A 25164-nucleotide genomic window follows, 5' to 3' on the forward strand; every position below is an offset into this window, starting at 1 on the left:
CCCAACCGCCTGGCCCTTTATGAGATTCCTATAATTTCGTCCTAGCCCCAATCTCGAAAACCTATGGCGGTGGTGGCACGTCACAGGTGCGAAAATCCCGGGCGGCGTTACGCGGATCGCTTTTGATCCATCGCAAGATGACGTCCCGAAACCACGGAATGATTGCGCCAGGACTGAGCGCAACGAGGAGTATCCCATGATGGACGTTCTCATGCTGGCGCTGGGCTTCGGCTTCTTTGCCCTTGCGATCGGTTACACCTACGTCTGCGAACGGCTGTGACGGAGCGGACCATGATCTTCGATTATGCGCTCGCCGGCGCCGTCTCGCTCGGCCTGCTGATCTATCTCACTTATGCGCTGCTGCGGCCGGAACGGTTCTGAGCCGTGCTGCTGCTTTTCGAATTGCTGCTGGCGGACATCGCGCTCGTCGGCTGCCTGCTTGTGGTGCTCCTGCCGCTGTTGCGCCGGGCATCGAGCCTGAAAGGTTGATTCCATGACCATGATCGGTTGGCTCCAGATCATTCTGTTCTGCGTCATCATCGTCGCGCTCACCAAACCGCTGGGCTGGTACATGACGCGCGTCTTCAATGGCGAGCGGACGTTTCTCTCGCCGGTGCTGCGCCCCATCGAGGCCGGCATCTACCGGATATCAGGCGTCGATGAGAAGCGCGAGCAGCACTGGCTGACCTATACGGTCGCCATGCTGCTGTTCCATGTCGGCGGCTTCCTCATCATCTACGGCGTGATGCGCCTGCAGGCCGTGCTGCCCTTCAATCCGGCCGGGCAGGCGGCGGTCGCCGAGGATCTCTCCTTCAACACCGCGGTCTCCTTCATCACCAACACCAACTGGCAGAACTACGGCGGCGAGAGCACGCTGTCCTACCTGGTGCAGATGGTCGGCCTCACGCACCAGAACTTCCTGTCGGCCGCGATCGGCATCGCGCTCGCCGTGGCGCTGATCCGCGGCTTCTCGCGCGCCTCGGTGCGCACGGTCGGCAATTTCTGGGTCGATGTCACCAGGTGCACGCTCTACGTGCTGCTGCCGATCTGCGTCGTCTATACGCTGTTCCTGGTCTGGCAGGGCATCCCGCAGACGCTCGGCGATTACGTCGAGGCGACCACGCTCGAGGGCGCCAAGCAGACCATTGCGGTCGGCCCGGTCGCCTCCCAGGTCGCGATCAAGATGCTCGGCACCAATGGCGGCGGCTTCTTCAACGCCAATGCCGCGCATCCGTTCGAAAACCCGACCGCGCTGTCCAACTTCGTGCAGATGCTGTCGATCTTCGCGCTCGGCGCCGCGCTGACCAACGTGTTCGGCCGCATGGTCGGCAATCAGCGCCAGGGCTGGGCGATCCTCGCCGTGATGGGCGTGCTGTTCGTCGCCGGCGTCGCCGTCACCTATTGGGCCGAGGCCAATGGCACCTCGACGCTGCAGGCGCTGGGCCTCACCGGCGGCAATATGGAGGGAAAGGAAGTGCGCTTCGGCATCGTTGCCTCCGCGCTGTTCGCCGTGATCACCACCGCAGCGTCGTGCGGCGCCGTCAACGCCATGCACGACAGCTTCACCGCGCTCGGCGGCATGATCCCGCTGATCAACATCGAGCTCGGCGAAATCATCGTCGGCGGCGTCGGCGCCGGCATGTACGGCATGCTGCTGTTCGTCATTCTCGCCATCTTCGTCGCCGGCCTGATGGTCGGTCGCACGCCGGAATATGTCGGCAAGAAGATCGAGGCGCGCGAGGTCAAGATGGCGATGCTGGCGATCCTGGTGCTGCCGCTGATGATTCTCGGCTGGACCGCGGTCGGCGTGGTCTATCCGGCGGCGGTGGCTTCCATGGCGAATGCCGGGCCGCACGGCTTCACCGAGGTGCTCTACGCCTACACCTCGGCGACGGGGAACAACGGCTCGGCCTTTGCCGGCCTCTCCGGCAACACCTTCTTCTACAACCTCACGCTCGCCAGCGCGATGTTCGTCGGCCGCTTCTTCATGATCGTCCCGGCGATGGCGATTGCGGGCTCGCTCGCGGGGAAGAAATCGATCCCGCCGTCCATGGGCACATTCCCGACCACGGGCGGGCTCTTCGTCGGCCTCGTCGTCGGCGTGATCCTGATCATGGGCGGCCTGACCTTCTTTCCGGCGCTCGCGCTCGGCCCGATCGTCGAGCATCTGGCGATGAACGCAAGCCAGCTGTTCTGACTGAACCTCTTCTGATTGTCTGGAGTGACCTCCATGGATACGATGAAACTACAAAAGCGTGCGCCGATGTCGGCAATGCTCGATCCCAGAATCGTGCTGCCCGCGATCCGCGCCTCCTTCGCCAAGCTCGATCCGCGGCTGATGGTGAAGAACCCCGTCATGTTCGTGGTCGAGGTCGTGGCCGCGCTCACCACCGTGATCTTCCTGCGTGACCTCGTCACATCAGGCGCCAATCTCGGCTTCACCTTCCAGATCATCCTCTGGCTCTGGTTCACGGTGCTGTTCGCGAACTTCGCCGAGGCCGTCGCCGAGGGCCGCGGCAAGGCGCAAGCGGATTCGCTGCGCAAGACCCGCACCGAAAGCCAGGCCAAGCTGCTCGGTGGCACAGGCCGGGATTTCAAGCTGGTGCCGGGCACGAGCCTGAAGGTCGGCGACGTCGTGCTGGTCGAAGCCGGCGACACCATCCCCTCCGACGGTGAGGTGATCGAGGGCGTGGCTTCCGTCAACGAGGCCGCCATCACCGGCGAATCCGCCCCCGTGATCCGCGAGTCCGGCGGCGACCGCTCGGCGGTAACGGGCGGCACGCAGGTGCTGTCCGACTGGATCCGCGTCCGCATCACGGCGGCGCAGGGCTCGACCTTCATCGATCGCATGATCAGGCTGGTCGAAGGCGCCGAGCGGCAGAAGACGCCGAACGAGATCGCGCTCAACATCCTGCTCGCCGGCCTCACCATCATCTTCGTGTTCGCCACCGTCACCATTCCGAGCTATGCGGCCTATGCCGGCGGCTCGATCTCGGTGATCGTGCTGGTCGCCCTGTTCGTGACGTTGATCCCGACCACGATCGGCGCGCTGCTGTCGGCGATCGGCATCGCCGGCATGGACCGCCTGGTGCGTTTCAACGTGCTGGCGATGTCCGGTCGCGCGGTCGAGGCCGCCGGCGACGTCGACACGCTGCTGCTCGACAAGACCGGCACCATCACGCTCGGCAACCGCCAGGCGACGGCGTTCCGCCCCGTGCGCGGGGTGACCGAACAGGAATTGGCCGATGCGGCCCAGCTCGCCTCGCTCGCCGACGAGACCCCGGAAGGCCGCTCCATCGTCGTGCTGGCGAAGGAGAAGTACGGCATCCGCGGCCGCGACATGGCCGAGCTGGGCGCCACCTTCATCCCGTTCACGGCGCAGACCCGCATGAGCGGCGTCGATGCCGGCGGCTCCTCGGTGCGCAAGGGTGCGGTTGACGCGATGCTCAATTATGTCGGCGGTGGCGCGCCGTTGGCGGTCGCCTCCGGCAACACGGCGCGGGCGATCCAGCCCGCCGCGGTCTCGGAGATCGGCCGTGAGGTCCAGGCCATCGCGGACGAGATCTCGAAGGCCGGCGGTACGCCCCTGGCGGTTGCCAAGGACGGAAAACTGCTCGGAATCATCCAACTCAAGGACATCGTCAAAGGCGGCATCCGCGAGCGCTTCGCCGAGCTGCGCCGCATGGGCATCCGCACCATCATGATCACGGGCGACAACCCGATGACGGCGGCGGCGATCGCCGCGGAAGCCGGCGTCGACGACTTCCTGGCGCAGGCAACGCCCGAGGACAAGCTCAAGCTGATCCGCGACGAGCAGGCCAAGGGCAAGCTGGTCGCCATGTGCGGCGACGGAACCAACGACGCGCCGGCGCTGGCGCAGGCCGATGTCGGTGTCGCCATGAACACCGGCACCCAGGCCGCCCGCGAGGCCGGCAACATGGTCGACCTCGATTCCAACCCGACCAAGCTGATCGAGGTGGTCGAGATCGGCAAGCAGCTGTTGATGACGCGCGGTGCGCTGACGACCTTCTCGATCGCCAACGACGTCGCCAAATATTTTGCGATCATCCCCGCGATGTTCCTGGCGTTCTACCCGCAGCTCAACGTGCTGAACGTCATGAACCTGTCGAGCCCGCAGAGCGCGATCCTGTCGGCGATCATCTTCAACGCGCTCATCATCATCGGCCTGATCCCGCTGGCGCTGAAGGGCGTCGCTTATCGCGCGGTCGGTGCCGGCGCGTTGCTCCGCCGCAACCTGCTGATCTACGGGCTCGGGGGTATCGTCATTCCCTTCGTCGGCATCAAGGCGATCGACCTCGTCGTTGTTGCCTTGCATCTGGCCTGAGTCGTCATTGCGAGCGAAGCGAAGCAATCCAGAGATGTTTCCACGATTGGCAGCCTGGATTGCTTCGTCGCAAGAGCTCCTCGCAATGACAGGAGAAACTGGAGAAACACATGCTCAGAGAAATCCGCCCCGCCATCGTCCTGTTGCTGGCACTCACCGCCATCACCGGCGTTGCCTATCCGCTCGCGATGACCGGCATTGCCGGCGCGATCTTTCCCGCCAGGGCGCAAGGCAGCCTGATCGAGAAAGACGGCAAGGTGGTCGGCTCCACCCTGATCGGGCAGGAGTTCAAGGACGACAAATATTTCCATGGTCGCCCGTCGGCGACGCTGGCTCCGGATCCGAATGATTCGAGCAAAACGGTACCGGCACCCTACAACGCCGCCAATTCCGGTGGCTCCAATCTCGGCCCGACCAGCAAGGCGCTGGCCGATCGGCTGAAGGAGGACGTGGACAGGCTGAAGGCCGAGAACCCTAACGCCGCCGTTCCGGTCGATCTGGTCACGACCTCGGCGAGCGGGCTCGACCCCGACATTTCGCCCGAGGCCGCGGAATTCCAGGTGCCGCGCGTCGCCAAGGCGCGGAATATGCCAGAAGCTTCGCTGAAGCAGCTCGTCGCCTCGAACACCGAAGGCCGCTGGCTCGGCCTGATCGGCGAACCCAGGGTTAACGTTCTTGCGCTGAACCTGGCGCTGGATCGTGCCGCCGCGAAGTAGCGTCTAGGCCGGCAATATCAGGATGATTATATTGGCCTGATGGTTCAGCAGCGCCGCGATCCCGAACAACGTCCATCGCCCGAGGCGCTGCTGGAAGCCGCGCGCCGGGAGGAGAGCGCGAGGGGAAAGCTGAAGATCTTCGTCGGCGCCGCCCCCGGCGTCGGCAAGACCTATGAGATGCTGCAGAGCGCCCATGCCAGGCGGAAGACCGGCATCGATGTCGTGGTCGGCTTTGTCGAGACCCATGGCCGTGCCGAGACCGAGGCGCTGGTGCGCGGGCTCGAGGTGGTCCCGCGCAAGCGGCTCGAATACCGCGGCCAGATCGTCGAGGAGATGGACCTCGACGCCGTGATCGCGCGGCGACCGCAAATCGCGCTGGTTGACGAGCTCGCCCACACCAACGCCGCCGGCAGCCGGCATCCCAAACGCTATCTCGATGTCGAGGAGCTGCTCTCGCACGGCATCGACGTCTACACCGCCGTCAACATCCAGCACATCGAGAGCCTGAACGACGTCGTCGCCCAGATCACGCATGTCCGGGTGCGCGAGACGGTGCCGGATTCGATCTTCGACCGCGCCGACGCGATCGAGCTGATCGACCTCACGCCTGATGACCTGATCCAGCGTCTGCGGGAAGGCAAGGTCTACGTCCCCAGGCAGGCCGAGCGGGCGCTGGAACATTATTTCTCGCCGGGCAATCTGACCGCGCTGCGTGAGCTCGCGCTACGGCGCACCGCCGAGCGCGTCGACGAGCAATTGCTCAACCACATGCAGGCCAACGCCATCGCCGGCCCCTGGGCGGCGGGCGAGCGTATCCTGGTCTGTGTCAGCGAGGATCCGCGCGCGGCCGGGCTGGTGCGCTACACCAAGCGATTGGCCGATCGGCTGCACGCGCCGTTCACCGCGATCTCGATCGAGACGCGGCGCTCGCTGCAGCTCTCGGACGAGGAGCGCGACCGGCTCGCCGACACGCTGCGGCTTGCCGAGTCACTCGGCGGCGAGGCACTGACCATCCCTGCCGTCGGCCGCCGCATCGCCGACGACGTCATCAATTTCGCGCAAGGCAACAACGTCACCCAGATCGTGATCGGCAAGTCGACGCGCTCGCGCTGGTTCGAGATGACGCGCGGCTCCGTCGTGCACGATCTGGTGCGCCGCGCCGGCCATATCAGTGTTCACGTCATTCCCGGTGACGAGCTGTCCGACGAGGCGGTGCCGAAGACATCAGTGCAGACCGCAGCGCGGTCCGAGCCGTTCGATCCGCTGCCCTATCTGAAATCGCTCGGCATCGTTCTGGTCGGCCTCGGCGCCGCGGAACTGTTGCAGCCGCGGTTCGGCATCGAGAACGTGGACCTTGTGCTGCTGACCGCGGTGGTCGCGGTTGCCGTGCGCTATGGTCTGTGGCCGTCGCTGCTCGCGAGCATCGCGGCATCGCTCGCCTATAATTTCTTCTTCCTGCCGCCGGTCTATACTTTCACCATCACCGACCCGACCAACGTCGCGGCGTTCTTCTTCTTCATGCTGATCGCGATCCTGGTGTCGAATGTCGCCGCGCGCGTGCGCACGCAGGCGGATACCGCGATCGGACGCATCCGCACGACCGAGCAGCTCTATGCCTTCAGCCGCAAGCTCGCCGGTACCGCCACGCTCGACGACGTGCTGTGGGCCTCGGCCTATCAGATCGCGCTGATGCTGAAGGTCCGCGTCGTGCTGCTGTTGCCCGAGGACGGACTTTTGACAGTGAAGTCCGGCTACCCACCGGAGGACCAGCTCGACCAGGCGGATCTTGCAGCGGCCAACTGGGCCTGGAGCAACGATCGTACGGCTGGCCGTGGCTCGGACACGCTGCCGGGCGCAAAACGGCTGTTCCTGCCGATGCGCACCGGGCGCGGTCCGATCGGCGTGATCGGCATCGACAACGACCGTACCGGGCCGTTGTTGACGCCGGACCAGCGCCGGCTGCTGGATGCGCTGGTGGATCAGGGCGCGCTCGCGATCGAGCGCGTGCTGCTGGTGGAGGACATGGACCGCGTCAAGCGTACCGTGGAATCCGAGCGGCTGCGCTCCGCGCTGCTGACCTCGATCTCGCACGATTTGAAGACGCCGCTCGCCTCCGTGCTCGGTGCGGCCTCGACCATGCGCGATCTCGCCGGTGCGCTGTCCGATACCGAGAAGCGCGATCTGCTCGCGACCGTGATCGACGAGTCCGAGCGGCTCAACCGCTTCATCGCCAATCTTCTCGACATGACCAAGCTCGAGTCCGGCGCGATCGTGCCGAACACCGCGCTGCATGATCTCGGCGAGATTGTCGGCAGCGCGCTGCGGCGGGCTTCCAAAATCCTGACCGCGCACAAGGTCGAGCTGGTGCTGGCCGCGGACCTGCCGATGCTCGAGCTCGATGCCGTGCTGTTCGAGCAGGTGCTGTTCAACCTGCTCGACAATGCCGCGAAATATTCGTCGCCCGAGACCACGATCGCGATCAGGAGCCGCCGCGAGCGCGATCAGGTGGTGCTCGAAGTCGCCGACGAAGGCGACGGCATTCCGCCGGACGAGCTCGAAAGCGTATTCGACAAGTTTTACCGCGTGCAGAAGGGCGATCATGTCCGTCCTGGCACCGGGCTCGGGCTCGCCATCTCCCGTGGCTTCATCGAGGCCATGCGCGGCACGATCTCGGCCGCCAACCGCAGCGACCGAAGCGGCGCGGTCCTCACCATCCGTCTGCCCGTCCCTGCGCAGACCCACGCATTGGATACCGCCGCATGAGTGCTGCCCCGATCAAGGTCCTGGTGATCGACGACGAGCCGCCGATCCGCAAATTATTGCGGATGGGATTGTCGACGCAGGGCTACGAGATTCTCGAGGCCTCGAACGGCAAGATCGCGCTGGAGAAGCTGGCTGAGGGGCCTGCCTTGATCATCCTCGATCTCGGCTTGCCTGATATCCAGGGCCATGAGCTGTTGCGCACCATCCGGGCCCGCAATGAGAATGTGCCGATCGTGGTATTGTCGAGCCGCGGCGATGAGGCCGGCAAGGTGCAGGCGCTCGATCTCGGCGCCGACGATTATCTCACAAAACCCTTCGGCATGGATGAGCTGCTGGCGCGCCTGCGCGCTGCGCTGCGGCACCAGCTGCAGGTGCAGGGGGAGCGCCCGGTGTTTCGCACCGGCGATCTCTCGGTCGATCTGGTCCGCCGCATCGTCAAGCTCGGCGAGCGCGAGATCAAGCTGTCGCCGAAGGAATACGACCTGCTGCGCGTGCTGGTCCAGCACGCCGGCAAGGTGCTGACCCACAGATTCCTGCTCAAGGAGCTCTGGGACGAACTGACCGATGCGCAATATCTTCGCGTCTACGTCCGCCAGCTCCGCCAGAAGATCGAGGCCGATCCGGAGCGGCCGCAATATGTGCTGACCGAGACGGGGATCGGGTATCGGCTGAAGGCGGGGGATTGATCGCAGACCTGTAGGGCGGGCAAAGGCGCAAAGCGCCGTGCCCACCGTCGCTCTCGATCAGAAACAATGCGTGGGCACGCTTCGCTTTGCCCACCCTACGATATCGAACGCTTCACGAGCGGTCTCTTCAACCCGCCTTCCTGTGTCGCGCCGTCGCGCGGTGCGACTTCTTCGCCGCACGGTGCCGCCCGGTTGTCCGCCGCGCATGCGACGTGGCCGCAGTCTTCTTTCCGCCGCGCCCTTTCAAACTCTGCTTCAGCGCATCCATCAGGCTGACGACATTGCTCGGCCGCTCCTCGGGTTCCGGCAGCTCGATCTTCTTGCCGCTCGCCTTGCGCTTCACCAGCGCCTTCAGCGCGGTCTCGTAGTCGTCCTTGAACTTGCTCGGATCGAAATGCGATGCTTTGGTCTGCAGGATGTGGCCCGCGAGCTCGACCATGTCCTTGGTGATCTTCGGGCTCTTGATGTCGCCAAAGAATTCGTCCTCGTCACGGAGCTCGTAAGGAAAGCGCAGCGTGGTGCCGAGCAGGCCCTTGCCGCGAGGCTCGATCGCGATGATGTGCTCGCGGTTGGTCAGCACGATTTTTGCGAGCGCCACGCGGTCCTGGTCCTTCATGGCGTCGCGGATCACCGCGAAGGCGTCGATCGCGGCCTTGCCTTCGGGCGCGATGTAATAGGGATGGTTGAGATAGCGCTGGTCGATCTCCTCGCTCGGCACGAAGCTTTCGATGTCGATGGTGTGATTGCTCTCGATCTGGACGGCCTCGAGCTCTTCCGGCTCGATCTCGACATATTTGCCCTTGGAGAGCTCGTAGCCGCGACCCTTCTGATCGCTCTCGACGACGTCGCCGGTCTCGGCATCCACCATCTGCTGCTTGAGCCGGTTGCCGGTCTCGCGGTTGATCATGTGAAACCGGGTCTTCTCGGCCGCCGTGGTCGCGGGGTAGAGCACGACGGGGCAGCTGACCAGCGACAGTTTCAACGTTCCCTTCCAATAGGCGCGCGGGGCCATTCCATTCTCCAGTGATTTCAAGGCGTTTTGGAACCCCAACCACCCGCCGGGGTTTTGGTTCCGGGTGGGACCTTGGCCGTGATAGGCTTCAACGCGATTAGAGGATGTGGGACCCGTCGTGCTGCAAAAACTCTCCACCTATCGAAAGAAGCGTGATTTCGAGAAGACACCCGAACCGTCGGGCAAGACGGCGGTGGCGCCCTCCAAACAGCGCCGCTTCGTGATCCAGAAGCACGATGCGACACGGCTGCATTACGATCTCAGGCTCGAGTTCGACGGCGTGTTCAAATCCTGGGCCGTGACGAAAGGGCCATCCCTCAACCCGCAGGACAAGCGGCTGGCGGTGGAAGTCGAGGACCATCCGCTCGACTATGGCGATTTCGAAGGTACGATTCCCGAGGGGCAATATGGCGGCGGCACGGTGATGCTGTGGGACCGCGGCACCTGGGAGGCCGATGATCCCGAAGCCGGCTTTAGGAAGGGCGACCTCAAGTTCACGCTCCACGGTGAGAAGCTGCATGGCAGCTGGGTGCTGGTGCGGATGCGCAACCGCGGCGGCGAGAAGCGCACCAACTGGCTGCTGATCAAGCACCGCGACGACTATGCCAGCGAGGACGAGGACATTTTGGCGGAGGACAAGTCCGTGGCCTCCGGCCGTGCCATGGAACAGATCGCAAGCGGCAAGGGCCGCGCGCCAAAACCGTTCATGCTGGCGAAGGGTACGGGCAAGGCCGATGCGGTCTGGCAATCCAATCGCGCCGAGGAGAGCAAGGGACGCACCGTCAAGCCGGCCCCGCGCACGGCGTTGAAGCGCGGCAAGACCTCGAAAAGCCGGGCGACGAGCGCGACGCCGGCCAAGAAGGTCTCGCAGATGCCGGATTTCGTCGCGCCGCAGCTCTGCACGCCGGTCGAACGGCCGCCCGCCGCCGACGGCTGGTGCCACGAGATCAAATTCGACGGCTACCGCGTCCAGCTCCGCGTCGAGGACGGCGAGGCGACCTTGAAGACGCGCAAAGGCCTCGACTGGACCGACAAGTTCGCGTCGATCGCGAAGGAGGCGGGTGGCCTGCCAGACGCGTTGATCGACGGCGAGATCGTTGCGCTCGACCACAACGGCGCGCCAAATTTCTCCTCGTTGCAAGCCGCCTTGTCGGATGGCAAGGATGAGGATCTGATCTTTTTTGCCTTCGACCTGCTGTTCGCCGAGGGCCTGGACTATCGCCGGCTGCCGCTCGGCGAGCGCAAGAACCGGCTGAAGGATTTGCTGGGCGCGCGCAGGAAGAAGGCGAGCCAGATCCGCTATGTCGAGCATTTCGAGAGCGGCGGCGATGCGGTGCTGCAATCGGCCTGCAATCTGGAGCTCGAAGGCGTGGTCTCGAAGAAGCTCGACGCGCCGTACCGGTCGGGCCGTACCGAGAGCTGGACCAAGGCGAAGTGTCGCGCGGGACATGAGGTCGTGATCGGCGGCTACAAGACCACCAATGGAAAGTTCCGCTCGCTGATGGCGGGCGTGCATCGAGACGATCATCTCGCCTTCGTCGGCATGGTCGGGACCGGATTTGGCGCCGACAAGGTCAAGCGCATCATGCCGTCGCTGAAGGCCATGGAGGCCAAGGAAAGTCCCTTCGGCGGCAAGAATGCGCCGAGGAAGACGCGCGACGTGCATTGGCTGAAGCCGGAGCTCGTTGCCGAGATCGAGTTCGCCGGCTTCACCGCCGACGGCAATATCCGCCAGGCCGCCTTCAAGGGCCTGCGGCAGGACAAGCCTGCCGTAGAGGTCGAGGCGGAGACGCCCGTGGATACCAAGCTTGCGCAGCCTTCCGTCGGAAAGCGCGCGCCAGCGCAACCGGCGAAAGGGAAGGGTACCGCCGAAGTCATGGGCGTCGTCATCTCGAAGCCCGAGAAGGAGCTATGGCCTGACGGCGGCGACGGCGAGGGCGTCACGAAGCTGGATCTCGCGCGCTATTTCGAGGCCGTCGGCGCCTGGATGATCGAACATCTGAAGGGCCGTCCCTGCTCGCTCCTGCGTGCGCCCGACGGCATCGTCGGCGAGAAATTTTTCCAGCGCCATGCCATGCAGGGCACGTCGAACCTGCTCGAGCTCGCCAAGGTCTCCGGCGATCGAAAGCCTTACTTGCAGATCGATCGCGTCGAGGGCCTCGCTGCGGTCGCGCAGATTGGGGGCGTCGAACTGCATCCCTGGAATTGCGCGCCTGACGCCTATGACACGCCGGGCCGCCTGGTATTCGATCTTGATCCCGCGCCCGACGTGAAGTTCGCCGATGTCGTCGAGGCGGCGAAGGAGATGCGGCAGCGGCTCACTGACGTCGGCATGGAGAGCTTCTGCAAGACCACCGGCGGCAAGGGTCTCCACGTCGTGGTGCCACTGCTCCACGGCGCCCGCGACAAGGTCAGCTGGAAGGAAGCCAAAGCCTTCGCGCAAGGCGTCTGCCAATGGATGGCCGATGACGATCCCGAACGCTACCTGCTCAACATGTCCAAGAAGCTGCGCAACGGAAAGATCTTTCTTGACTATCTGCGCAATGATCGCATGTCGACGGCGGTGGCCCCGTTGTCGCCGCGTGCGCGCGACGGCGCCACGGTGTCCATGCCGGTGACCTGGGCGCAAGTGAAGAGCGATCTCGATCCCAAGCGCTACACAGTGCGGACGGTGCCGGGCCTGCTGGCGCGGTCGAAGGCATGGGAGGGCTATGACGATGCGGCCGCGTCGATCAAGGCGGCGATGAAGCAGCTGGCCGCGAAGAAGTAGGTCCGTGCGCCGAGGGCGGCTCTCGTAGAACGGCTCTCGTAGGGTGGGCAAAGCGAAGCGTGCCCACCATTTCTTTGTTACAACGAGGGAAGGGTGGGCACGGCGCAAGAGCGCCTTTGCCCACCCTACGACACCTCGTCGCTAGATCCGTCCCATCAGCAGCAATATCAGCAGAATGACGATGACGAGCCCGAGGCCGCCGCCGCCGTAATAGCCGGTGCCGTAGAACGGGCCGCCGCCGACGCCGCTGAAGCCGCCGAGCAGCGCGATGACCAAAATGATCAGAATGATCGTACCGATAGACATGCCAATCTCCTCCAGCCCTTCGTAGAAAGGGTCGTTGCAACCTGTCCCGTTGTGCGGGGGCAACTTGCCGCATGTTTTAAAGTTCCGGATTTGGATCGCGACGTCGGGCCTCACCTTGCATGGAACCTTTGCGCATCGGGCCGGCATGATTATGTGAGGATCGGTCACCACCGGGCACAGATCATGTCAGCACCGCTTGTCGTTTCTATTCCGCACCGTCTCGGCCGCGAGGAGGCGGTACGCCGGCTCAAGACCGGGCTTGGCCGTGCCGCGGCCAGCATTCCCGTGATGCAGGTCGAGGAAGAGCGCTGGAGCGGGGATACCATGAACTTCCGCATCCGCGCGCTCGGGCAGATCGCGAGCGGGCAGGTCGACGTCGCCGACGATCACGTCAAGGTCGAGGTGGTGCTGCCGTGGTTGTTGCAGCGCTTTGCCGAGATGGCGCAGGCAACCATCAAGAAGCGCGGACACCTGCTGCTGACCAAGGATGGCGGGAAATAGGCGTCAGGTGCGGACGCGCTGTCGCGGCGGCCTGATGACGCCTGCCGCGCGGGCCTCGATGACCGCAGCAGGAAGATCACGGAAGGCCTGCGCGACCGGGAGTTCGTTGCTCGCAAGGCCCGCCGCGCTGTAGCCGGAGATGTCGACGGTTGCGTCGACACCTTCGAGTGTCGGCCATTCCCGCCCCGCTTGCGTGAACGGAGCAAACTGGCGTCCGACCACGACGATGGCGGCAGTGCGGCCGTATCGGCGCGCGAAAGCGATGACATGATCGGCATGTGCGCCGCGGACCTCGAGCGGCTGATAGTCGCCCTTTGTAAAGACCTCGGGGAGGCCGTTGCGCAACTCGAGGAGATGGCGCGTCCAGGCCAGCTTGAGCCGGCCGTCGGGCCAGCTCTTGATCAGGCCGCTCCAGTCCGGTGTTGCCGGGGACGCCAGCGCGGCCTTCCGCGCGGCAAAATCCACAGGGCGGCGGTTGTCGGGATCGACCAGCGACAGGTCCCAATATTCGGTGCCCTGGTAGAAGTCGGGCACGCCCGGCAATGTCGCCTTCAGCGTGAGCTGGCTGAGCGAGTTCAGCCCGCCGAGCAGCGCGACGCGGCGGGCGAAGGTCTGGAGCGTCTGCAGGAATTCGCCTGACAGCGCGGGATCGAGGATCTTCTCGATGAAGACCTTGACGCCGTTTTCATACGCTTCGTGCGGATTGAGCCAACTCGTCTCTTCCTTGCCCTCGCGCGCCGCCTTGAGCGCATAGGCCTGGATGCGCGCGACGAAGCTGGCATCCGGCCCCTCGACAGGTAACGCGCCGAGCAGGGTCTGGTAGAGCATGTACTCGAACGTCGCCGACGGCGCGCGCAGCTGGCCCTGTAGCGACAGATGCGGTGCGTTCAGTACCTTCCACCGTGCGACCGCGCTGGTCCATTCGCCGGGAATTTCGCTTAAAGCCGCGATCCGCGCACGCGCGTCCTCGCCGCGCTTGGTGTCGTGGGTTGCGGTCGCCGTCATGCCGAGCGGCCATTCCTTGGCCCGGGCCCGCATTGCCTCGTGGAAGGCGGGAATGGAGAGGCCCTTGCTCGCGGGATCGCCGCCGACCTCGTTCAAGGCGAGCAGCCGGTGGAACTGGTAGAACGCGGTGTCCTCCAGCGACTTCGCCATCATTGGCCCGGTGAATTGCTGCACTTTCAGTGCGAAACGGCGCACGCGCGGCGCGCTGTGCGGCGGACGGCCGGGCTTGAGCAGGTCCATGGTGAGCGCATCGCGCAGGAAGTCGAAAATGCCTTCGTCGGCCGCGAACCATTCGGCGCGGGCGCGCGCGATGGTGTCGTCGATCAGTTTTCGATCGAGCGCGGTCGGGCCGCTATGCGTCAAGTAAGTGCGATAGACCGGGAAGTGCAGCACATAGAGCTCGAGCGCCTGGCGCAGGCTGTCGGCGGAGAAGTCACGGGTGGAATAGTGCCCGTTGGCGATGCGCGCGAGCAGCCGGGTCAGCACGGTGAACTCGCTGGTCAACAGCGTTTCCAGCACGCGCCGTTTGGCGTCCTTGACGTAAGGGGCGAGCTGGGGCGGCCGGTTGCTGATCTGCCGCCAGGTCTCGTCCAGCGCCTCGAGCCCCTTGGCGTCGACCAGGACATGGGTGATGACGTTCATCCATTCATAGCCGGTGGTGCCCTGAACGCCGGCGAAGTGCGGCAGCTTCTCATGCTCGCACAGGATCTTTTCGATCACCGTGTAGAACGGCTGTTCGTTGCCCTGCGCGTCGCGGACCAGCCGGCGCAGCCGCTGGCAATATTGCGCGGGATCGCGCAGACCGTCGATGTGATCGAGGCGGATGCCTTGCAGCCTGCCGTCGGCAACGAGCTGCTTCACCAGCCGGTGCGTCGCCGCGAAAGTGCCGGGGTCTTCGACGCGCAAGCCGGCAAGCCCGTTGACGTCGAAGAAACGGCGGTAGTTGATGTCGCTCGACGCCAGCCGCCAATGGCCGAGCTTGTAGTTCTGCCGCTCCAGCAAATGATGCAGCGCCAGCGTCTGCGCCGGGCGATCCTTGGCCGCGCGATAGGCGGCGAGACCGTGGATGATGATGTCGGCGCCGCCCGCGATCTCTTTTAATTCGGTCTTGAAGGCGGGCGCTTCCTTGCGGTTCGGCCGGCGCAGGCCCGTGTAGCGCACGGCGAGCGAGAGCAGGCGCTTGCCGGCGACGGTATCGGCCGCGTCGGCCTCCTTCACGATTGTCCGCAGAATCTCGCCATAGCGCTCCGGCGCGATCGGCAGGCGATGCTCGAAATACCAGGCGGAGAAGCTGCCCTCGTCCGGATCGTAGCGCAGCTCGATCTCGCCGCGTTCAAGCGCCTCGCCATAGGAGACGCCGAGGATCGGCAGCAGCACGCCGCCGCGGGCGCGGAAGGCCAGCTGATCCCAGTCGATGTCGAATGAGACCGCGTGCGGCGAGGCCTGGCCCCATTCCAGCACGTCGAGCCACCAGGGGTTGTCGGCGAAATGGACGCCGACATGGTTCGGCACGAAATCGACGATCAGGCCGAGATCGTGCCTGGCGAGCGCCTCGCTCAGCCGCGCAAAGCCGGCCTCGCCGCCGAGCTCCGGATTGAACTGGCCGTGGTCGACGGTGTCGTAGCCATGGGTCGAGCCCTTGCGGGCCTTCATCACCGGCGAGGCGTAGAGATGCGTGATGCCGAGCGCCTTCAGATAAGGCACGATGGCCGCGGCCTTGTCGAAGTCGAAATCCGCGGTGAGCTGAAGCCGGTAGGTCGCGAGAGGAATCGCGGAAGGCATATCAACCTCCGAGATGCCAGACCACCGACCAGGGCGGAAGCCGGTCGCTGGCCGCGCCGCCCCAGATCGGCGTGCCCGCGTTGCTGCTCGAATGTGTGATGTCCTTGTCCGACAGATTGGCAGTCAGACGCAGCCTGGCGCCGTCGCCCATGAGCCAATGCGCGGTGAGCAGGCCGCTGTCGGTGACCTCGGCATCGCCGAAGCGCGCTCCCTTCAGCCGCGGCATGATCTCCTTGCGGCGGAGCGCGAGGAGATCACGCACCAGCGCAAGTCGCGCCTCCTGCTCCGGCGAGCGGCCGGACCAGTCGAGCACGGCCGATTGCAGCGTGGCCGGGTCGAGCGGGTCCGGCACCTCGTCGCCGTATTTCGCGTAGGCCCAGGCATATTCCTGCTTGCGTCCCTTGCGCACGGCGTCAGCGAGCCCACCCTGGAAATCGCAGAAGAACGGGAAGGGCACCTTCGAGCCCCACTCCTCGCCCTGAAACAGCATCGGTACCATCGGCGCGAGCAGCGTCACGGCGAGCGCGGCCTCGATCTGCTCCGGCGAGGCCAGGCTCTCCAGCCGATCGCCGAGCGGGCGGTTGCCGATCTGGTCGTGGTTCTGCAGGAAGTTGACGAAGGTCGCCGGCGGCAGTTTGCCGCTCGGCTCGCCACGCGGCTTCTTGCCCCAGAACTCCGAGATCTCACCCTGATAGACGAAGCCGGAGGCAAGTGCACGGGCCAGATCCATGCGTGGGGTCTGGTAGTCGGCATAATAGCCGGCGTGCTCGCCGGTCAGCATCACATGCCAGACATGGTGATAGTCGTCGTTCCATTGCGCGCGATATTTGCCGTTCGGCGGCTCCTGCGCGGCGTCGAGCAGGCTGGCGCGATTGTCGCCATTCTCCAGCACGAGATGAATGTGCCGTCCGGTGACCTTGGCGAGCTCGCCCGTGGCGACGCTGAGGTCTTGCAGCATCGATTGCTCACCGGGAATCGCCATGATGTGGTTGGCGGCATCTAACCTCAACCCGTCGAACCGATAGTCCGTGAGCCAGGACAGTGCATTCTCGACCGCGAAGGCGCGGACTTGCGGCGCCCGATAGTCGATCGTACTGCCCCAGGGCGTATGCGCGTCGGTAAAGAAGCTTGGCGCGTAGCGGCCGAGATAGTTTCCTTCCGGCCCGAAATGATTGTAGACGACGTCCAGAAACACCATCAGCCCGCGCAGATGGGCTGCGTCGATCAGCATCTTCAGGTCTTCTGGCCGGCCATAGGCGCTGTCCGGCGCGTACCAGAGCACGCCGTCATAGCCCCAGCCGCGACCGCCGGCGAAATCGGCGAGCGGCATCAGCTCAAGCGCGGTGATGCCTGATGCGACCAGATGATCGAGCTTGTCGATCATGGCGCGGTAGCTGCCTTCACGCGTGAAGGTGCCGACATGGGTCTCGATCAGCACCGTCTCTTCCCAGGGGCGACCGCGCCAATCTTTCGCGCGCCATGCGAAGGCGTCGTGATCGATCACCTCGCTCGGGCCGAACACATCCTCGGGCTGGAACGCGGAGGCGGGATCGGGCACGTCGATCTCGTCATCGATCCTGAATTTGTAGGGGCTGCCAACCCGCAGGCCGCTGATCTCGGCGACAAACCAGCCGTCCTGCCGGCGCTGCATTGCATGCCGTCGGTTGAGCAGGAGGTCGACGCGGCGCGCGCCCGGCGCCCACAGTCGGAACGACACGCCGTCCTTGGTCGGCTTCGCCCCGAAGGATGGCCTCATAGCGCCCCCGCGAAGGCGAGCACGGAGCGCGGCGGCGCCTTGCTGTCGCTTCCGGGTTGGAAATCGATGCTGTTCAGCTTGGCATCCGTCGTGTTCAGGATCTGCTGCCAGCTCTTGTATTCGGGCATTTTGGGCAATTTGAATGCGATCTCTTCGGGGGCGGCGTTCAATACGATAAAGATCGCCGCGCTGCCCGGTTCCATCGGTCCCATCACATAAGAGAGGAACCGCCCATCCGGGAAAGTCCAGTCGCTCTCCGTCATCTCGTTGCCTTCCGGCGTCAGCCATAGCGCGCCGTAGGAGATGCCGTCTTTCGGCCGGCCGTCGAGCCATCGATGGCTGCGAAGTTGCGAGAACTGCCGGCGGATGTCCGCAAGATGAGCAACGAAATCGACCACGTCGTCGCCGTCCTTGCCGAGATTGTCCCACGAGACCCAGCCGACCTCGTTGTCCTGGCAATAGGCGTTGTTGTTGCCGGATTGCGTGTTACCGACTTCATCGCCGGCAAGGACCAGCGGTACGCCCTGCGCCAGCATCAGACAAGCCAGCACGTTCTTGCGAAGCTGCCGGCGCAGGCCAAGGATCTTGGGATCATCGGTCGGGCCCTCGACACCGCAATTGTTGCTGTGGTTGTCGTTTGAGCCGTCGCGATTGCCCTCGCCGTTGGCTTCGTTGTGCTTCTCGTTGTAGCTGAAGAGATCGGCGAGCGTGAACCCGTCATGCACGGTGATGTGGTTGATGCTGGCGCGCGGTCGCCGTCCGTCATGGTTGAACAGGTCTGAGGACGCCGTCATGCGCCTGGAGATGTCGCCGATCAGGCTGCCTTCGCCGCTCCAGTAGCGGCGCATGGCGCTGCGGTAGCGATCGTTCCACTCCGACCATTGCGAGGGGAAGGCGCCGACCTGATAGCCGCCGAGGCCAAGGTCCCACGGCTCGGCGACGAGCTTGACTGTGGCGAGCACCGGATCCTGCCGGATCGCGGTGAGGAACGAAATGCCGCGATCGAAGCCGTTCGGTCCGCGGGCGAGTGTGGTGGCGAGGTCGAATCTGAAGCCGTCGACATGGCAGACCTCGACCCAGTAGCGCAAGCTATCCATCACCATCTGCAGCACGCGCGGATGGGTCAGGTTCACCGAGGAGCCGCAGCCGGTGAAGTCGTCGTAATAGCGAGGGTTCTCGCGATTCAGCCAGTAATAGGAGGCATTGTCGATGCCGCGATAGCACAGCGTCGGGCCGAGATGGTTGCCTTCGGCGGTATGGTTGTAGACGACATCCAGCATCACCTCGATGCCGGCATCGTGCAGCCGCGCGACAGTCGTGCGAAAGGAATCCAGCGCGTTGTCCTGGGCATAGCGCGGCTCGGGTGCGAAGAAGGACAGCGTATTGTAGCCCCAGTAATTGGCGAGCTTCTTCTCGACCAGGATGCGGTCGTCGACGAAGCTGTGGATCGGCAGCAGTTCGATGGTCGTGACGCCGAGCTTCTTCAGATGCTCGATCATCGCGGGCGACGACAGCCCGCCATAGGTGCCGCGCAAATTTGGGGGCACGTCGTCCCGCTTCTGCGTCAGGCCCTTGACGTGGGCCTCGTAGATGATCGTGTCTTCCCAGGCAATGTTGGGCCGGATCTCGCGGCGGCCCCAGTTGAAGGTCTCGTCGACCACGACGGCCTTGGGCATGCCGCGGGCATTGTCGCGCCGGTCAAACGACAGATCCTCGCGCGCCGAGCCGGTGCGATAGGCGAAATGTGCATCGCTCCAGACCAGGCGCCCGGCAAGCCGCTTGGCGTAGGGATCGAGCAGCAGCTTGTTGGCGTTGAAGCGGTGGCCGTGCTCGGGCTCATAGGGGCCGTGCACGCGATAGCCGTAGAGCTGTCCCGGCGAGACGTCGTTGAGATAGCCGTGCCAGACGTCCTCGGTTCTTTCTGGCAGCTCGATGCGTTCGAGCTCGCGGCGTCCTTGCGTGTCGAACAGGCACAGCTCAACCTTTTGCGCATGGGCCGAGAACAGCGCGAAATTGGTGCCGCGTCCGTCCCAGCTTGCACCGAGGCGCGCGGGCGATCCAGTAGTCAGGCGCATCGGTCAGCTTTCCGGAACGAGGAAGATCGCAGCGAGCGGCGGAATGGTAAGGCGGAGTTCGGGTGCCGTGCCGGCCACGGTCTGGACCTCACCGATATTGCCGACATTGGTGCCGCCATAATGGGCTGAGTCCGAGTTGAGTACCTCTCTCCACTTGCCGGCAAAGGGCACGGGGACGCGGTAGTTGCGATAGACGTTGGGCGAGAAGTTGACGACGACGAGACATCGCGCGTGCTCGTCAAATCCCTTGCGCAGCCAGGCGAACACGTTGCGATTGGCATCGTTGGTGATCAGCCATTCGAAGCCGGCCTGGTCGCAATCCATCTGGTGTAGCGCCGGCACCGCGCGATAGAGCCGGTTGAGGTCGCGGACCAGGGACTGGATGCCGGAATGATACTTGTATTCGAGCAGGTGCCAGTCGAGCGACTGGTCGTGATTCCACTCGCGGCTCTGCGCGATCTCGCCGCCCATGAACAGCAGCTTCTTGCCGGGATGGCCGAACATGAAGCTGTAATAGGCACGCAGATTCGCAAAGCGCTGCCACTCGTCGCCGGGCATGCGGCCCAGGATCGAGCGCTTGCCGTGCACGACCTCGTCATGCGACAGCGGCAGGATGAAGTTCTCCGAGAAGGCGTAGTGCAGGCCGAACAGGATCTCGCCGTGATGATGCCTGCGGTGGATGGGATCCTTGCTGATGTAATTCAGCGTGTCGTGCATCCAGCCCATGTTCCACTTGTAGCCGAAGCCGAGCCCGCCGAATTCGACCGGGCGTGAGACCTGCGGCCATGCGGTGGATTCCTCCGCGGCCGTGGTCGCCTGCGGGAAACGGGCGAACAATTCGGTGTTGAAGCGGCGCAGGAAGTTGATCGCCTCGATGTTCTCGCGGCCGCCATACTGGTTGGGTATCCAGGCGCCGGGAGGGCGGCTGTAGTCGAGATAGAGCATGGACGCGACCGCATCGACGCGCAGGCCGTCGATGGCGTAGCGCTCCAGCCAGAACAGCGCATTCGACACCAGGAAGTTCGTCACTTCGGTGCGGCCGTAATTGTAGATCAGCGTGCCCCAGTCGAGGTGGCGGCCCTGCAGCGGATTGGCGTGCTCGTACAGCGCGGTGCCGTCGAAGCTGCCGAGCCCGTGCGGATCGTCAGGGAAGTGGCCGGGCACCCAGTCGAGCAGCACGCCGATTCCTTCGCGATGACAGGCATCGATCAGCGCGGCAAAATCCTCCGGGCTCCCGAAGCGGCTGGTCGGCGCATAGAGGCCGGTCGGCTGGTAGCCCCAGGAGCCGTCGAACGGATGCTCGCTGACGGGCAGGAATTCGAGATGAGTGAAGCCCATGTCGCGCGCATAGGCCGGCAATTGTTCGGCCAGCTCGCGATAGGTCAGCCATTCGTTGCCGTCCTTGCGCCGCCACGAGCCGAGATGGACCTCGTAGATCGACATTGGCGCCGACAGCGCATTGATGCCCTCGGGTGCCTGGCGTGGCCGCGGCAGATGCGCCTCGTCGAACACGATGGAGGCCGTCTTCGGTCGCACCTCGGTGGCAAACGCCATTGGATCGGATTTCAGCGGCAGCAGATGGCCATGCGGGCCGATGATCTCGAACTTGTAGTGATCGCCGGGCTTGGCGTGCGGAATGAACAATTCCCAATAACCGGCGCCACGCACCCGCATCGGATGACGCCGCCCGTCCCAGAAATTGAAATCGCCGACCACGGACACGCGCCGCGCGTTCGGCGCCAGCACCACGAAGCCGATGCCGTCGATGCCCTCCAGCCGCATCGGATGTGCGCCGAGCTTGTCATAGAGACGCTGATGGGTGCCTTCGCCGAGCAAATAGAGGTCGAAATCGGTCAGGATCGGCGGAAACCGATAGGCATCCTCGAACTCGACGACGTTCTCGCCGAATTTGGCGCGGAGCTGATAGCGCCTGGAGCCGTTGGGCAGGGCGCCGATGAACAGGCCGGAATCGTGGACGCGATCGAGCCTCGCCACCTCGCCGTGCTCACCCACCGCCTCGACATTCGAGGCCTCCGGCAGGAAGGCACGCACCACGCTCCTTCCGTCCTCGGGATGCAGCCCGAGATAATGGAAGGGGTCGGAGTGGCGGCCCTCGATGATGGCGTAGGCTTCGGCTGGCAGTTTAGGCATGGGCTTCGCTCTCGGCACCGGACAGAATGCGAAGCAGGCCGATCAGCGGCGCATGGAGCCCCTCCGGTCGGTGGGACAGCTCGTACTCTACCTCGTCGAACGCTTGATCAAGCAGGAAAAACCTTAACATGCTGTCCGCGGAATGTTTCCTTTCCGGCCAGAGCCGCCGGTCGGTCATGGCCTCATGATAGGCGGACAGGAAGGTCGCGGTGGCGCGGTCGCGCCATTCGTCGAGCGCCGTCGTCAGCCGGCCGTGCTCGTCATTCCCCACCAAGATCGCCCGATTCAGCGCCGCATTAACCGAAAGATCGATCGAGCGGACCAGGCCGGCGACGTCGCGCGCGGCCGGCAGCCTGCGCCGCTTGTCGGCCAGTGCGAGATGCGGATCGCCGTCGAAGTCGATGATGAAGATGTCGTCCTTCACGATCAGAATTTGCCCGAGGCGGAAGTCGCCATGATGACGGATGTTCAACCCGGTGACGTCGGATGGCAAGAGCGCGTTGATGTGGTCCGGCAGGGCCGCGCGCATCGCGGTCAGCTGGTCGATCAGAAGCCGGTCGCTCTCGCGCAGGCCCTCCCGGCTCTCTGCCAGCCGGTCCAAGACCCGCCCCGCCCGTCTCTTGAGGTCAGACGCCCATCGCTTGACGTGGGCAGGAGCGGTCGGCTCGGGGGCAAGATCGGCGGTTTTTGCGGCGGCGAGCGCCATGTGCAACTCGGCAAGCCGCCGGCCGATCTGCGCCATGAAGTGCAGATAGGGCGCCTGCTCCTGGGCCCCGCGATGCGTTTCGCCTGGCGGCAGCAGCCGCTGCTCGTCGACATAGCGGTCGAGATAGCCCGTGGTGACGGCCCAGCCGTCGCCCTGGTTTTCGACATAGGCATGCAGCACGCCGAGCGCACTGCTTCCGTCCTCCTCGACCAGTTCGATGCTGCCGAGCAGTGCCGGCGTATTGGGGAAGTGCGCGATCTCCGTGAGATAGTGGCCGATCTCGATCTCAGGGTTGGCACCGCTTTCGAGCCGGCGATAGATCTTGGCGACATATTGGTTGTCGACCAGCGCGGTGCTGTTGGACTGCTCGACCGCGCGGATGCGCGCCGGCTCCTTGACGGTGTATTCGGAGAACCGGCTCGTCGCCTTGAACTCCAGCCGCAGATTGTTCTCCTCCACGACGAGATTCTGCGACAAGCCGCGCAGGAAAAGCCCGATGAAGATCTGGTCGGTCGCGACGTCGAGCAGCGTGCCTTCGCGTGCGCCCTGGCGCACGGCAGCGAGCGCCTTCGGGTTGAAGCGCTCGCGGTCGAAGCGGACCCACTCGATCTGCATCGGCAGCACGTAGCGCGTCGTGATGTCGTCCTGCGTCGTCTCGAAGAACGCAATCCACGGCCTGTTGTCGCCGATGTCGCTGAACGGCACGGCCGAGGTCAGTGTCGCCTTGATGTGCTTGGGGTTGTGCTCGGGATACCAGCGCGTCCGTGACAAAAATCCCGGCAGCACGTCGCGCTCGAACACGCCGCGCTCGCGGGCGAGTGACACCCAGTTCGAGTTCACGGGCACCACCAGCGTCTCGAATTCCGGCACGGCGCGCGGAATCACCGGCTCGGATTTGTCGCGCTCCTGGAGCTGGAACCAGTAGAAGCCATAGGGCCCGAGCGTGATCATGTAGGGCAGTTCGCCGATCGCCGGGAAACGCGTCCGTCCGAGCATCTCCTGCGGGATGCGGTCTTTCCACGGCGACAGATCGAGTTCGGTCGCCTGCGCCGCGCGCGACAGATTGGCAACGCAAAGGATCACCTCGTCGCGATATTTCCGGACATAGGCGAGCACTGCGCGGTTGGCCGGGCGGATGAAGGTCATGGTGCCGCGGCCGAAGGCGAGCGTCGACTTGCGCACCGAGATCAATCGCTTGGTGGCGCTCAGCAGCGAGGACAGGCTGCGCGACTGCGCTTCCACGTTGACCGATTCATAGCCGTAGACGGGGTCCATGATCAGCGGCGCGTAGAGGCGGGCCGGGTCGGCGCGCGAGAAACCGCCATTGCGATCCGGGCTCCATTGCATCGGCGTGCGCACGCCGTTGCGGTCGCCGAGATAGATGTTGTCGCCCATGCCGATCTCGTCGCCGTAATAGATGATCGGCGTGCCCGGAAACGACAGCAGCAGCGAGTTCATCAGCTCGATCTTGCGCCGGTCATTGTCCATCAGCGGCGCGAGGCGACGCCGGATGCCGACATTGATGCGCGCGCGGGGATCGTTGGCATAGGTGGTCCAGAGATAGTCGCGCTCGACGTCGGTAACCATCTCCAGCGTCAATTCGTCATGATTGCGCAGGAACAGCGCCCATTGGCAGCTCGCGGGGATGTCAGGCGTCTGGCGCAGGATGTCGGTGATCGGGAAGCGGTCCTCCTGCGCGATCGCCATGTAGATGCGCGGCATCAGCGGGAAATGATAGGCCATGTGGCATTCATCGCCGCGGCCGAAATATTCCTGCACGTCTTCAGGCCATTGATTGGCCTCGGCCAGCAGCAGCTTTCCCTTGGAATAGGCGTCCAGCTCCTGGCGCAGGCGCTTGATGATCGCATGCGTCTCCGGGAGGTTCTCGTTCGAGGTGCCCTCGCGCTCGCAGAGATAGGGAATGGCGTCGAGACGGAAGCCGTCGACACCGGCATCCAGCCAGCGCTTCATCACCTGGATGATGGCGCTGACGACGCGCGGATTGTCGAAATTGAGATCGGGCTGGTGCGAGAAGAAGCGGTGCCAGTAGAACGCGCCGGCCTCGGGATCCCAGGTCCAGTTCGACTTCTCGGTGTCGGTGAAGATAATGCGTGTGCCCTGGTATTTCTGGTCGGTGTCGCTCCAGACATACCAGTTGCGCGCGCTCGAGCCCGGATGGCTGCGCCGCGCGCGCTTGAACCATTTGTGCTGGTCGGAGGTGTGGTTGACGACGAGCTCGGTGATGACGCGCAAGCCGCGCTTCTGCGCCTCCTGGATGAAGCGCTTGAAGTCCTTCATCGTCCCGAAATCGGGATTGACGGAGCCGTAGTCCGCGATGTCGTAACCGTCGTCGCGGCCGGGCGAGGGGTAGAACGGCAGCAGCCACAGCGCGGTGACGCCGAGCTCCTGCAGATAGGGCAGCTTCTCGGTCAGCCCTGCGAAATCGCCGATGCCGTCATTGTTGCTGTCGGCAAAGGCCTTGACGTGGAGCTGGTAGATGATGGCGTCCTTGTACCAGAGCTCATCCACGACCTCGGCAGCCTCGGCCTTCTTGGTGTCGACGGAAGACAGAACATTCATGGCGTGATCC

At 64.5% G+C, this 25164-nt stretch carries 15 protein-coding genes; 8 read left to right on the forward strand and 7 right to left on the reverse strand.

Annotated features, from left to right (window positions below):
• Positions 1 to 291 precede the first annotated feature (291 nt).
• The 6 genes from G8O24_RS31485 to G8O24_RS31510 all read left to right on the forward strand — a co-directional run bounded on the left by G8O24_RS31485 (position 292) and on the right by G8O24_RS31510 (position 8510).
• Entirely contained in the window at positions 292 to 381 is a 90-nt protein-coding gene (locus tag G8O24_RS31485; RefSeq protein WP_188106220.1) for a K(+)-transporting ATPase subunit F, read from the forward strand.
• A 112-nt stretch (positions 382 to 493) separates the two neighbouring features.
• Entirely contained in the window at positions 494 to 2197 is a 1704-nt protein-coding gene (kdpA, locus tag G8O24_RS31490; RefSeq protein WP_188106222.1) for a potassium-transporting ATPase subunit KdpA, read from the forward strand.
• A gap of 33 nt (positions 2198 to 2230) precedes the next feature.
• The gene (gene kdpB / locus G8O24_RS31495) at positions 2231 to 4345 is read left to right on the forward strand and encodes a potassium-transporting ATPase subunit KdpB (protein ID WP_188106223.1); all 2115 of its coding nucleotides are present in this window, start codon (positions 2231 to 2233) and stop codon (positions 4343 to 4345) included.
• A gap of 110 nt (positions 4346 to 4455) precedes the next feature.
• Positions 4456 to 5061: a K(+)-transporting ATPase subunit C gene (locus G8O24_RS31500; RefSeq protein WP_188106226.1), complete on the forward strand. Its 606-nt coding sequence runs from the start codon at positions 4456 to 4458 to the stop codon at positions 5059 to 5061.
• A gap of 39 nt (positions 5062 to 5100) precedes the next feature.
• Positions 5101 to 7824, forward strand: a complete 2724-nt coding sequence (locus G8O24_RS31505) for a DUF4118 domain-containing protein (protein ID WP_188106227.1) — start codon at positions 5101 to 5103, stop codon at positions 7822 to 7824.
• On the forward strand, positions 7821 to 8510 hold the full coding sequence (locus G8O24_RS31510) for a response regulator (RefSeq protein WP_188106229.1): 690 nt from the start codon (positions 7821 to 7823) through the stop codon (positions 8508 to 8510). The genes G8O24_RS31505 and G8O24_RS31510 overlap by 4 nt, the downstream gene beginning before the upstream one ends.
• A 127-nt stretch (positions 8511 to 8637) precedes the next feature.
• On the opposite strand, the gene ku is transcribed toward G8O24_RS31510, so the two are convergent.
• Positions 8638 to 9522 (reverse strand): non-homologous end joining protein Ku, encoded by an 885-nt coding sequence (gene ku / locus G8O24_RS31515; RefSeq protein WP_188106231.1) that lies wholly within the window; start codon positions 9520 to 9522, stop codon positions 8638 to 8640.
• Positions 9523 to 9640: 118 nt separating this feature from the next.
• Here ku and ligD point away from each other — a divergent pair, with 118 nt between their 5' ends.
• On the forward strand, positions 9641 to 12292 hold the full coding sequence (gene ligD / locus G8O24_RS31520; RefSeq protein WP_188106233.1) for a DNA ligase D: 2652 nt from the start codon (positions 9641 to 9643) through the stop codon (positions 12290 to 12292).
• Between the two features lie 141 nt (positions 12293 to 12433).
• Here the strand turns inward: ligD and G8O24_RS31525 are convergent, their stop codons facing one another.
• On the reverse strand, positions 12434 to 12598 hold the full coding sequence (locus tag G8O24_RS31525; RefSeq protein ID WP_188106235.1) for a DUF3309 family protein: 165 nt from the start codon (positions 12596 to 12598) through the stop codon (positions 12434 to 12436).
• Between the two features lie 183 nt (positions 12599 to 12781).
• On the opposite strand from G8O24_RS31525, the gene G8O24_RS31530 reads away from it, so the two are divergent.
• On the forward strand, positions 12782 to 13099 hold the full coding sequence (locus G8O24_RS31530; RefSeq protein ID WP_188106237.1) for a polyhydroxyalkanoic acid system family protein: 318 nt from the start codon (positions 12782 to 12784) through the stop codon (positions 13097 to 13099).
• A 3-nt stretch (positions 13100 to 13102) separates the two neighbouring features.
• Here G8O24_RS31530 and treY read toward each other — a convergent pair whose 3' ends face one another.
• From treY to treS, 5 genes are read right to left on the reverse strand one after another with little or no spacing between them, the layout of a single operon-like run.
• Positions 13103 to 15886 carry a malto-oligosyltrehalose synthase gene (treY, locus tag G8O24_RS31535; protein WP_188106239.1) on the reverse strand — a complete coding sequence of 928 codons (2784 nt, stop codon included), beginning with the start codon at positions 15884 to 15886 and terminating at the stop codon, positions 13103 to 13105.
• Between the two features lies 1 nt (position 15887).
• Entirely contained in the window at positions 15888 to 17642 is a 1755-nt protein-coding gene (treZ, locus tag G8O24_RS31540) for a malto-oligosyltrehalose trehalohydrolase (RefSeq protein WP_188106241.1), read from the reverse strand.
• Positions 17639 to 19717: a glycogen debranching protein GlgX gene (glgX, locus tag G8O24_RS31545; RefSeq protein WP_188106243.1), complete on the reverse strand. Its 2079-nt coding sequence runs from the start codon at positions 19715 to 19717 to the stop codon at positions 17639 to 17641. Before glgX ends, treZ begins: the two co-directional genes overlap by 4 nt.
• Before the next feature lie 3 nt (positions 19718 to 19720).
• Positions 19721 to 21868: a 1,4-alpha-glucan branching protein GlgB gene (gene glgB / locus G8O24_RS31550; RefSeq protein WP_188106245.1), complete on the reverse strand. Its 2148-nt coding sequence runs from the start codon at positions 21866 to 21868 to the stop codon at positions 19721 to 19723.
• The gene (gene treS, locus G8O24_RS31555) at positions 21861 to 25154 is read right to left on the reverse strand and encodes a maltose alpha-D-glucosyltransferase (RefSeq protein WP_188106247.1); all 3294 of its coding nucleotides are present in this window, start codon (positions 25152 to 25154) and stop codon (positions 21861 to 21863) included. Before treS ends, glgB begins: the two co-directional genes overlap by 8 nt.
• Positions 25155 to 25164 lie beyond the last annotated feature (10 nt).

The organism is Bradyrhizobium campsiandrae (assembly GCF_014529705.1).
GTDB lineage: Bacteria > Pseudomonadota > Alphaproteobacteria > Rhizobiales > Xanthobacteraceae > Bradyrhizobium > Bradyrhizobium campsiandrae.